9 protein-coding genes are annotated in these 11429 nt (G+C 59.7%); 4 read left to right on the forward strand and 5 right to left on the reverse strand.

The window, feature by feature from the left end; all coding sequences use genetic code 11:
• Positions 1–29: 29 nt before the first annotated feature.
• Positions 30–581, reverse strand: coding sequence for an adenine phosphoribosyltransferase (gene apt / locus M6G53_RS11655; protein ID WP_253331528.1), 552 nt, complete (start codon positions 579–581; stop codon positions 30–32).
• Between the two features lie 278 nt (positions 582–859).
• Positions 860–1240 (reverse strand): DUF454 family protein, encoded by a 381-nt coding sequence (locus tag M6G53_RS11660; RefSeq protein ID WP_253331530.1) that lies wholly within the window; start codon positions 1238–1240, stop codon positions 860–862.
• 134 nt (positions 1241–1374) lie between these two features.
• On the opposite strand from M6G53_RS11660, the gene priC reads away from it, so the two are divergent.
• Both priC and rsmS read left to right on the forward strand, forming a co-directional pair.
• Complete coding sequence (gene priC, locus M6G53_RS11665; RefSeq protein WP_253331532.1) at positions 1375–1911, forward strand: primosomal replication protein PriC; 537 nt, start codon at positions 1375–1377, stop codon at positions 1909–1911.
• A gap of 110 nt (positions 1912–2021) precedes the next feature.
• Positions 2022–2201, forward strand: a complete 180-nt coding sequence (gene rsmS / locus M6G53_RS11670) for a pleiotropic regulatory protein RsmS (RefSeq protein WP_016928837.1) — start codon at positions 2022–2024, stop codon at positions 2199–2201.
• 41 nt (positions 2202–2242) lie between these two features.
• Here rsmS and mscK read toward each other — a convergent pair whose 3' ends face one another.
• The 3 genes from mscK to acrR form a co-directional block, all read right to left on the reverse strand.
• The gene (gene mscK / locus M6G53_RS11675) at positions 2243–5626 is read right to left on the reverse strand and encodes a mechanosensitive channel MscK (protein ID WP_253331534.1); all 3384 of its coding nucleotides are present in this window, start codon (positions 5624–5626) and stop codon (positions 2243–2245) included.
• Positions 5627–5726: 100 nt separating this feature from the next.
• Positions 5727–6080 carry a DsrE/DsrF/TusD sulfur relay family protein gene (locus M6G53_RS11680; RefSeq protein ID WP_197766806.1) on the reverse strand — a complete coding sequence of 118 codons (354 nt, stop codon included), beginning with the start codon at positions 6078–6080 and terminating at the stop codon, positions 5727–5729.
• Between the two features lie 11 nt (positions 6081–6091).
• Positions 6092–6763: a multidrug efflux transporter transcriptional repressor AcrR gene (gene acrR, locus M6G53_RS11685; RefSeq protein ID WP_253331536.1), complete on the reverse strand. Its 672-nt coding sequence runs from the start codon at positions 6761–6763 to the stop codon at positions 6092–6094.
• Positions 6764–6905: 142 nt separating this feature from the next.
• Between acrR and sdeX the strand changes: the two genes are divergently transcribed.
• Complete coding sequence (gene sdeX, locus M6G53_RS11690) at positions 6906–8093, forward strand: multidrug efflux RND transporter periplasmic adaptor subunit SdeX (RefSeq protein WP_253331538.1); 1188 nt, start codon at positions 6906–6908, stop codon at positions 8091–8093.
• A 17-nt stretch (positions 8094–8110) separates the two neighbouring features.
• On the forward strand, positions 8111–11257 hold the full coding sequence (gene sdeY / locus M6G53_RS11695; protein WP_253331540.1) for a multidrug efflux RND transporter permease subunit SdeY: 3147 nt from the start codon (positions 8111–8113) through the stop codon (positions 11255–11257).
• Positions 11258–11429: the final 172 nt, after the last annotated feature.

The raw sequence follows: 11429 nt of genomic DNA on the forward strand, positions 1-11429 counted from the left end.
GGCCGTTGTGCCCAAGGGGCGATGCCGCCTCAATGGCCGGCGAAGTCCACCAGGCAGTAGCAGTCGATGCCCAGCTTGTTCAGACGCGCTTCCCCGCCCAGATCCGGCAGGTTGATGATGAACGCGGCGTCTGTCACTTCACCGCCCAGGCGGCGGATCAGTTTGGTGGTCGCTTCGATGGTGCCGCCGGTCGCCAGCAGATCGTCCACCACCAGCACTTTGTCACCCGCGGTGATGGCGTCGGTGTGGATCTCCAGCTTGTCGGTGCCGTACTCCAGCTCATAGCTTTCGCTGAGCGTGGCGCGCGGCAGTTTGCCCGGTTTGCGCACCGGCACGAAACCGACGCCCAACGCCAGCGCGACGGGCGCGCCGAACAGGAAACCACGCGCTTCGGTACCCACCACCTTGGTCACGCCCGCTTCGCGATAGCGCTCAACCAGCAGCTCGATGCTGGCGGCATAGGCCAACGGGTTTTCCAGCAGGCTGGTCACGTCGCGGAACAGGATGCCCGGCTTCGGATAATCCGGGATGGTTTTGATACTGTCTTTAATAAACTGAAGCTGCTGCGCAGTAGCGGTCATAATTGTTGCCTGATAAAACTGCCTGAAAACCGGCGCGCCGCTCACCCACCGCCCCCGGGTGAAACACACCGGAGAAGAAATGGCAGGCGATCCGCGCACGAAAACGCCCAAATCTATGCAAACTGGCGGACAAATGCAACTCTCCCCTGCATCTTTCAACCCGCAGCGTTGTTGACTGCACGCATTCCCCCCGGTCACTTACCTAAGTAAGCTCCCGGGGATGCCTGCGTTTGTCGCCTGGCTGCGGCTTGAAAGCTATTGGGGAGTTTAAGGTACAATCAGCGCTGTTTTTGTTGCGGCAGGTCAATAACCGGCAGGCGCAGCATGAAGGTCAGCAAAATGGCCAGCATCAGTAGCAACAGCCCACGCACCCACCAGATTTTCACCAGCCACAGCGAACAGGCGAAGGTGAGCACGATCACCAGCACCGCCTTCCACTTCGCCCCCGGCGGCAGCGCGCGATGCTGCTGCCAGTGGCGCAGGTAGGAACCAAACCAGGAGCGGTGCAGCAGCCAGTGATGAAAACGCGGCGAAGAGCGGGCGAAGCACCAGGCGGCCAACAGCAGGAACGGCGTGGTCGGCAGCAGCGGCAGCACCACGCCCAACGTCGCCAGCACCACCGCCAGCCAGCCCAAAATGATCAATAACCCACGCGTCATGCGACTCTTCGCTCCTCAATCGGTTGCCGCCTACTGTAGCATCGGCGCCACGCCGGCGGAATATGCGTGCGGCGCTTGTTTCACGGCAGGATCGCGGGCAAGCTTACGCCTGTTGAAATCAAGAGGGAGCTTATGTGAGCACTCAGCGTCTATTACAGGTGTTGGCACAGCAGATCGCGGCGCTGGCGGCCGAAGTGACCCCGCGCGGCGATGTTCCGATCCCGCAGGCGCGCTTCGACGCCGCCCTGTTCGCCAACCGCGGCACGCGGCTGCGCGACTACCTGGCCGAGGTGGAGAAGAATTTCGCCCAGCTGCAAAGCGCCGCCAACGACAGCCGCACCAGCCAGGTGGCCTTTCTGGCCGAAAAGCTGGTGGCTCAGATCGCCGCCCTGCAGCGCGAGCTGGCAACCCAGGCACTGCGGCGCAAGAATCAGCCGAAAGAAGCCCCCGAGCCCGATCTGTACCACAAGCTGGCCGAGCATCAGGACTACGAACGCCGACTGATCGCCATGATTCAGGATCGGGAAAGCCTGCTCGGCCGCCAAACCACGCTGGCGGCGCAGCAAAAGCTGCAGCACGAGCTGGCGGCGCTGGAGGGGCGCCTGATGCGCTGCCGCCAGGCGCTGGCGCGTATCGAGCGCAATATCGAGCGCAAAGAAAACGGTTTTTGAAGATTTATCACAATATTTTAATGATTATTCCCGGTTGCGCGCCGGGTTCACTATACTCTGCCGATACACGAGTTATTCATTCAGCCCATTAATTTATAAGCGCAGGTGCTATGTCTCTGGAAAACGCCTCACCCGAACTGCAGCTGGCGGTAGACTTGATTTACCTGCTGGAGTGCAACGAGATCGATCCGGCCACCGCGCTGGCGGCGCTGGATATCGTCAAACGGGACTATCAGGAAAAGCTGCAGCGCGCCGGCGTCACCTCCCCCTATCTGCCTGCCGGGCAGTAACCCGGGACAGCAACGCTGTCCCTTTCGTTTTTCAACGCTTATCAGCCCGCCGTCTGGCCGCCGTCATCCGGCGACAGCGTTCTTTTCACTTCCTGCACTTCATTGCCCTGCTGGTTATGCAGATACACCTCCAGCTGGTTGAAAGCGATGTCGATGTCGTTTTCCCGGCACAAGCGATCGATTGAGCGGTTCAGTTCGTCCACGGTATAGCTGCGATCGCGCAGTTCGCGCACGTACAGCCGCAGCTCGTGATCCAGCGTACTGGCACCGAAGTTGAGGAAGAACACCTGCGGTTCGGGATCGGTCATCACCCGTGGATTGTCGTGCGCCGCCTGCAGCAGCACCTTTTTCACCTTGTCGAGATCCGAACCGTAGGCCACGCCCACCTTAATCAGCACGCGAGTGACGGTGTCGGACAGCGACCAGTTGATCAACCGCTCGGTGACGAACGCCTTGTTCGGGATGATCACCTCCTTGCGATCGAAGTCGGTAATGGTGGTGGCGCGAATGCGGATCTTGCTGACCGAACCGGAGAAGGTGCCGATGGTGATGGTATCGCCGATGCGGATCGGGCGTTCGAACAGAATGATCAGGCCGGAAACGAAGTTGGCGAAGATTTCCTGCAGGCCAAAGCCCAGCCCGACCGTCAGACCGGCGGCCAACCATTGCAGTTTGTCCCAGGAGACGCCCAGCGATCCCAATGCGACCACGGCGCCCACGGCGGTGATCAGGTAAGTGAGCACGGTGGTGATGGCATAGGATGCCCCCTGCCGCAGCTGCAGCCGCGACAGCACCACCACCTCCAGCAGCCCGGGCAGGTTGCGGGTGAGCACGTAGGCGACGATCACCGCGGCGATCGCCACCATCATGTTGCCCAGCGTCACCGCCTGCGACACGCTGCTGCCCGCCACGGTGCTGGTGTAATGCCACAGCGTGATGCTGTCCAGATAAGCGATCACCGTCACCAGATCCGACCAAATGGCGTAGAAGGCGCTGGCGAAGATGGCGAACAGCACCAGAGTGGTCAGGCGCAGCGACTGCTGGTTGATCTGATCGAGCGCCAGCGGCGGCTCTTCCACCACGGCTTCACCGCCTTCGGCCCCCTCTTTCGCCACGTTTTGCCGCCGCGCCAACGCACGCCGGTAGGCCAGACGCCGCGCCGCCACGCTCAGGCCGCGCAGCGCGGTCAGGTACACGATATTCCACAGGAAGAACAGGTACAGGCTGTCTATCCAGCGGCTGGCCAGCCGCAGCGTGGTATAGAAATAGCCGGCGAACATCAGCCCCAGCAGGATCAGCGGCGTGGCGGAGATGGCGGTGACGATCACCAGCCGCACCGCGTGCGAGCCCTTTTCGCGCCAGCTGTCGCGGCACAACGGGAACACCAGCACCGAGAGCAGCGCCAGCGTCAACATCACCACGATCTGGCCGATGACGTCTTCCACCAGACGCAGCGGCGCTTTCTCGCCCAATACCGACCAGAAGATCAGCGGCTGCAGCGCCAGCCCCAGCCGCAGCGTCTGGCGGCGGTAATGCGCGCACAGGTTGGCGCCGAAGTTGAAGTGCCGCTCGGCGATGCCGCCCGGCTTCAACATGCGGTAGCTGAAACCGAATACCAGCCATGACAGCGCCAGCTGCTGCGACAGCGCCCAAATAAAGTCGCTGATGCCGAAATCCGCGCGATACATCCAAAAACCGACGCCGAGCAGCAGCGCAGCGCCGGGCAGCACCTTCAGCAAGGTCAGCGCAATGGCCTTCGGCGTGTGCAGCTGGCCGTCGCGTTTGAGTTGCCCCACGTCATTGGCCAGCTTTTGCAGATGGCCGTCGATCAGCCGGTAGCGCCAGCGCAATAGCCCGATCGCCAGCAGCATCGGGATCAGGAACACCAGCGCATTCAAGCCACCCTGCAATAGCTTGCCGCCGTCGAATTTGATATCGAGCCCGGCGAGCTGATCGCGCACTGCTTGGGGCATCGCCTTCAGCCACGCCAGATCGACCGGCTTGTTGCTGTTGACCCAGAAAATCTGCTGGGTCAGCGTATCCTGCAACGAGCCGTAGACGCTGGTCAGCTGCTGCTGGTTAATCTGCAGGTTGATCGACAGCGACAGCTGGTTGCTGAGCTGCTTGTTCAACTGATCCAACAGCTCGCGGCGCATGTCGACAATCTCGTTCAGCGCGTCGATCACTTCCGGGCCGGCCTTTTCCTTGCTTTCGGCCACCAGCTGGTTGATGTAATCCTCCCCCTTGAACAGATCGTCGCGCTGCTGATTGATATCGAACTGCTCCAGCCGCAGATCGGCGATGCGCGTGTCTATATCCGCCAGCAGCGTCCCCTGCGGCAGGCTCTGCTGCTGCTGATACAGAATGCGCGACAGCACCAGGCTGCCCTTCAACACCTGGATCTGCTCTTTCAGGTTACGCTCCGCCTGCAGACCGCGATCGAGCCAGTTTTTGACCCGGATATTCTGCTGGAACAGGGTGTTGCTCTCTTCGGTGGCAGCGATCAGCTGCTGACTCAGCTGGCGGTTGACGTCCAGCTGCTTGCTGACCAGCTGATCGTGCTGGATATCGGTGGCGTCTTCCGGGTTCTGCGCCTCTTTGGCGGTCTTTTCAGACAGCGTCAAACGCTTGCTGTTGACGAGCTCCTGCAGCAGCTGCACCGACCGATCCAGCGCATCGATGTGCGCCGTGGTGTAGTCGCGCTGTTTTTGCAGCAGATCCTGCAGGGTGGTATTGGCTTCCAGACTCTTGCGCTGCAGCTCCAGCTGCGCGTTGAGCAACGCCTGCTCGGTGGTCAGCATCACCTGCTGGCTGTTGCGCAGCGAATCTTGCCCCGGCGTCTGGTCGCTGAGCTGGCTGCGGATCTCCTGCAGGCGCTGCGAGGCGGCGTACATGGTGCTTTGCACCCGTTCGGGCTGGGTTTGCAGCGACACCAGTTGGCTGTTGTAGGTAGAGAGGCTCTCCTGCGCGCTTTGCAGCTCGTCGAGCGTTTGATACAGCCGGCTTTCCAACTGGCGCAAAGACAGCGGCAACAGCGCGGCGCGCGCCGCCGCATTATCCACCGGCTGCTTCAGCGCATCCAGTTCGGCGCTGACCTGGTTAAGCTTCGCCGGCGCCTGTTGCACCTGCTGCTTAAGCTGTGCGGCGTCCTGCCGGTTACGCTCGATGGCGTCCAGCAGCTCCAGCGTGCGGGTCAAATCCTGTTGGGACAGCTTCTCGGCCGGCGTCAGGGCTTTTTGCTTGCTCAGCGTTTCCAGCTGGCTTTGCACTTCGCTGCGCTGCGGCAGATCGCCGCTCAACGCCGCCAGCGCCGGCAAGCTGAACGTGCATATCAGGAAAAGGAGTGTCGCGGCGGCGAGGCGCCGCCGGCATGCGCCGACAAACGTGCGCGGCGTCAGTGAAGGCAGAGTAAACCGGCAATGCATGATTTAGCTTCGGATCGGTTAAGAAGCCTGAAGGTTATCACGATCGCCGGCGGGCAACGAACAACAAAAACATTGCCGCTGATGTGCAGTTGTAGCGAAATCAGAAAGTCAGCACTTTTTCCGCCGCCAGCGTCCACTGCGCCAGCTCGACCAGCGTACCGATCGCCACGCCGTCCGCCAACGGCAAACGGCTGACGCCGCGCGCGTCGGCGCAGGTCTTGCACAGCTTGACCGGCACCTGCTGCGCGGTGAGGATCTCCAGCATCTGCTGCAGGTGATATCCCTCATGCGGCTGCTGCCCGGCCAGGCCGGCCACCACCGCGTCGGACATCAGGAACAGCCGCAGATCGAGACTGCTCTGCTGTTCTTTCAGCGCGATGGCCAACCGCAGCGCATTGAACAACGATTCATGGCCATAGGCGGCACCATTGGCGATGAGAACGATGGATGACATGAAATCTCTCCTTATAAAGGCAGGCGATCGGTGCCGGGCACCGTATCGGATTTGAGGCGCAAGGTGGGACAAAACTGCAGCATGTCCAAAAACGCGTCCACCAGCGCCTCGGCTTCGGCCCGCAGATCGAAACTTTCCGGCATAAACAGCCAATTTTCCATCAGGCCGGTGATATAACCGCGCAGAATGATCGCCGCGCGGCGGGTGTGCAGATCGTCGGGGAGTTGGCAATGATGCATGCAGTCGAGCAGGATGGCTTCGATGCGTTCGTAGCCGGCGAGGTACAGCACCTTGCGTGAATCCAGCAACGGCACCATTTCACCGACAAATTCACATTTGTGAAAGATAATTTCCAGTAACGCTCGACGACGACAGTCTTCTACCGTAGACGTCAGAATGTAAATCAGAATTTCCTTGAGAACCCGCAGTGGATTATCGGGAAAATTTGCCCGATACTCTGTCGAGAGTTCGTCTATTTTCGGCTCGGTTGATTCCCAAACTTCATTAAACAGGTCTACCTTATTCTTGAAGTGCCAGTAAATTGCTCCACGCGTAACCCCGGCAGCGGTGGCAATATCTGTCAGTGACGTTGCGGCAACGCCACGTTCAGAGAATTCTCTCACCGCAGCGTCAAGAATTTGACGTCGGGTTTCTTGCGCCTGCTGTTTGGTTTTTCGTGCCATGACGTTGTTATTTAGGGGGAGTGTGATTTACATACATTCGCGAATGTATGTACCATAGCACGCACATATAATTAACGCAGCAATGGGTTTTAAAGCTTGTGATCCATTGATCATTTTGAAATCGGACACTTGAGGTTTTTCTATGAACAAAAACAGAGGGTTAACGCCTCTGGCGGCCGTTCTGATGCTTTCAGGCAGCTTAGTGCTAACAGGATGTAACGATAAAGAAACCCAACAGCAAGGCGCCCACCAGCAGGCTCCCGAAGTGGGCGTAGTGACCTTGAAGGCCGAGCCGCTCAACATCACTACCGATCTTCCTGGCCGCACCGCTGCGTATCGTATCGCCGAAGTTCGCCCTCAGGTCAGCGGCATCATCCTGAAGCGCAACTTCGTTGAAGGCAGCGATATCAAGGCCGGGACATCTCTGTACCAAATCGATCCCGCCACCTATCAGGCCAGTTACGACAGCGCGAAAGGCGATTTGGCCAAAGCACAGGCCAGCGCCTCCATCGCACGCGTGACGGTAAACCGCTACAAGCCATTGCTGGGTACCAGCTATATCAGTAAGCAGGATTACGACAACGCCGTCTCCACGCAGCAGCAGGCGGATGCCGCCGTCGTGGCCGCCAAGGCCGCCGTGGAAACCGCGCGCATCAACCTGGCGTACACCAAGGTGACTTCGCCGATCTCCGGCCGCATCGGCAAATCCGCCGTGACCGAAGGCGCACTGGTCAGTAACGGCCAGGCGACCGCGCTGTCCACCGTACAGCAGCTGGATCCGATGTATGTCGACGTCACCCAGTCGAGCACCGACTTCCTGCGCCTGAAGCAAGAACTGGCCAGCGGTGCGCTGAAACAGGAAAACGGCAAGGCCAAAGTGAAGCTGATGCTGGAGAACGGCGCCGAATACGCGCAGGAAGGCACGCTGGAATTCTCCGACGTCACCGTCGACGAGACCACCGGCTCCATCACCATTCGCGCCCTGTTCCCTAACCCGAACGATACGCTGTTGCCGGGCATGTTCGTCCGCGCTCGTCTGGACGAAGGCGTGCGCAGCGATGCGCTGCTGGTGCCGCAGCAAGGCATCACCCGCAACCCGCGCGGTGAAGCGACGGCGTTGGTGGTAGGAGCAGACGATAAAGTTGAGCTGCGCATGCTGAAGGCGGACCAGGCGATTGGCGACAAATGGCTGGTTACCGACGGCCTGAAAGCCGGCGATCGCGTGATCGTCACCGGCCTGATGAAGGTTCATCCGGGCGCGCAGGTAAAAGTGCAGGAAGTTGACACTCAGGCGCAAAAACAGCCGCAGTCTGAAGCGCAGAAGTCATAAAAAGGAGCCTGTAATACATGGCTAAGTTCTTTATAGATCGCCCAATTTTCGCCTGGGTAATCGCCATCATCGTCATGTTGGCGGGGGTGCTTGCAATAATGAAACTGCCGATCGCGCAGTATCCTACTATTGCACCGCCGGCGGTGAGCATTTCCGCCAACTACCCGGGCGCAGATGCCAAAACGGTGCAGGATACCGTCACGCAGATTATCGAACAGAACATGAACGGTATCGATAACCTGATGTACATGTCCTCCACCAGTGATTCCTCTGGTAGCGTCACCATTACCCTGACGTTTGATTCCGGCACCGATCCTGACATCGCGCAGGTTCAGGTTCAGAACAAACTGTCGTTGGCCACCCCACTGCTGCCCCAAGAAGTGCAACAGCAGGGCCTGAAAGTAGAAAAATCCAGCAGCAGCTTCCTGATGGTGGCCGGCTTCGTTTCCGACGATCCGAACATGACTCAGGACGACATCGCGGACTACGTGGCTTCCAACATCAAGGACCCGATCAGCCGTTCGTCCGGCGTGGGTGAAGTGCAGCTGTTCGGTGCCCAGTACGCGATGCGCGTCTGGCTGGATCCGAACAAGCTGAACAACTACCAGCTGACGACCGCGGACGTGACCTCCGCCATCACCGAGCAGAACAACCAGATCGCCGCCGGCCAGCTGGGCGGCCTGCCGCCGGTGCCGGGGCAGCAGTTGAACGCCTCGATCATCGCGCAGACCCGTCTGACTTCGCCGGAAGAGTTCGGCAAGATCCTGCTGAAGGTGAATACCGACGGTTCACAGGTGCGCCTGCGCGACGTCGCTCACATTGAGCGCGGCGCGGAAAGCTACGCCGTGACCGCTCGCTATAACGGCAAGCCTGCCGCCGGCCTGGGGATCAAACTGGCTACCGGCGCCAACGCCCTGAACACCGCCAAAGGCGTGAAAGACGCGTTGGCCAAGATGGCGCCATTCTTCCCGCAAGGGATGAAAGTGGTTTACCCGTACGACACCACCCCGTTCGTTAAGATCTCCATCAACGAAGTGGTGAAAACGCTGATCGAAGCCATCATCCTGGTATTCCTGGTGATGTATCTGTTCCTGCAGAACTTCCGCGCGACGCTGATCCCGACCATCGCGGTGCCGGTGGTACTGCTGGGGACCTTTGCGATCCTCGCGGCGTTCGGCTTCTCGATAAACACCCTGACGATGTTCGGCATGGTGTTGGCGATCGGCCTGCTGGTGGATGACGCCATCGTGGTGGTGGAAAACGTCGAGCGCGTGATGTCCGAAGAGGGGCTGCCGCCGAAAGAAGCCACCCGTAAATCGATGGGCCAGATCCAGGGCGCGCTGGTGGGTATCGCCATGGTGCTGTCGGCGGTATTCGTGCCGATGGCGTTCTTCGGCGGTTCAACCGGTGCCATCTATCGCCAGTTCTCGATCACCATCGTGTCCGCGATGGCGCTGTCGGTGCTGGTGGCCTTGATCCTGACACCGGCGCTGTGCGCCACCATGCTCAAACCGATCCCGAAAGGCGATCACGGGGTTAAAACAGGCTTCTTCGGCTGGTTTAACCGCATGTTCGAGAAGAGCACGCATCACTATACCGACAGCGTGGGCAACATCCTGCGCAGCACCGGTCGCTATCTGATCATCTACCTGCTGATCGTGGTTGGCATGGGCCTGCTGTTCCTGCGCCTGCCTTCCTCGTTCCTGCCGGACGAAGATCAGGGCATCCTGTTGACCATGGTGCAGCTGCCTGCCGGCGCCACCGAGTCCCGCACCAACAAAGTGCTGGAAGAAGTCTCCGACTACTTCCTGAACAAGGAAAAGGACAACGTGGTTTCGGTGTTTACCGTCGCGGGCTTCGGCTTCAACGGTAACGGCCAGAACAACGGCCTGGCCTTCGTCAGCCTGAAAGACTGGAGCGAGCGTCCTGGGGCCGGGAACAAGGTCGAAGCGATCGCCGGCCGTGCCATGGGCGCGTTCTCGCAGATTAAAGAAGGCCTGGTGTTCCCGTTCAACCTGCCGGCGATTATCGAACTCGGTACCGCAACCGGCTTCGACTTCGAGCTGATTGACCAGGGCGGCCTGGGGCACGAAAAACTGACCGAAGCGCGTAACCAACTGCTGGGCATGGTCGCTCAGCATCCGGACGTGCTGGTGGGTGTGCGCCCGAACGGCCTGGAAGATACGCCGCAGTTCAAACTGATCGTCGATCAGGAGAAAGCCAAGGCGCTCGGCGTCAGCATCACCACCATCAACAGCACGCTGAGCACCGCCCTGGGTGGCTCGTACGTCAACGACTTCATCGACCGCGGTCGTGTGAAGAAGGTGTACGTCCAGGCCGACGCGCCGTTCCGTATGCTGCCGGAAGACATCAACAAGTGGTACGTGCGCGGCACGAGCGGCCAGATGGTGCCATTCTCCGCCTTCTCTTCGGCGAAATGGGAATACGGCTCACCGCGTCTGGAACGCTATAACGGCTTGCCGTCGATGGAAATTCTGGGCCAGGCTGCACCGGGCAAGAGTACCGGTGAAGCGATGAACCTGATGGAACAGCTGGCATCCAAACTGCCAAGCGGCATCGGTTACGACTGGACCGGTATGTCCTATCAGGAACGCCTGTCGGGCAACCAGGCGCCGGCACTGTATGCCATCTCGATTCTGGTGGTGTTCCTGTGTCTGGCCGCGCTGTACGAGAGCTGGTCCATTCCGTTCTCGGTCATGCTGGTATTGCCGCTGGGGGTTATCGGTGCGTTGCTGGCTGCGACCATGCGCGGCATGAACAACGACGTTTACTTCCAGGTGGGGCTGCTGACCACCATCGGCCTGTCGTCGAAGAACGCCATCCTGATCGTGGAATTCGCCAAGGATCTGATGGAGAAAGAAGGTAAAGGCCTGATCGAAGCGACGTTGGAAGCGGTGCGTATGCGTCTGCGTCCCATCCTGATGACGTCTCTGGCCTTCATCCTCGGGGTTCTGCCGCTGGTTATCAGCAGCGGTGCAGGCTCCGGCGCACAGAACGCGGTAGGTACCGGCGTAATGGGCGGGATGATCACCGCCACCGTCTTGGCTATCTTCTTCGTGCCGGTGTTCTTCGTGGTGGTTCGCCGCCGCTTCAGCAAGAAGAACGAGGACCTGGAACACAGCCATTCGGTAGAGCACCACTGATCGCTCAGTGATATGAGCTCCATCCAATAATCGAAAAGGCCGCGCATGCGTAATGCCGATCGTTTAAGGATCAATTGACCGATCCTGTGGTTGCTGTACAAAGGGTCCATGGCATCGTCATGGACCCTTAAAATGGAACTTTCCCAGGCTCTTGGCATTATCAATTTCACCA

This window comes from Serratia nevei (assembly GCF_024160145.1).
GTDB classification, from domain to species: Bacteria; Pseudomonadota; Gammaproteobacteria; order Enterobacterales; family Enterobacteriaceae; genus Serratia; species Serratia nevei_A.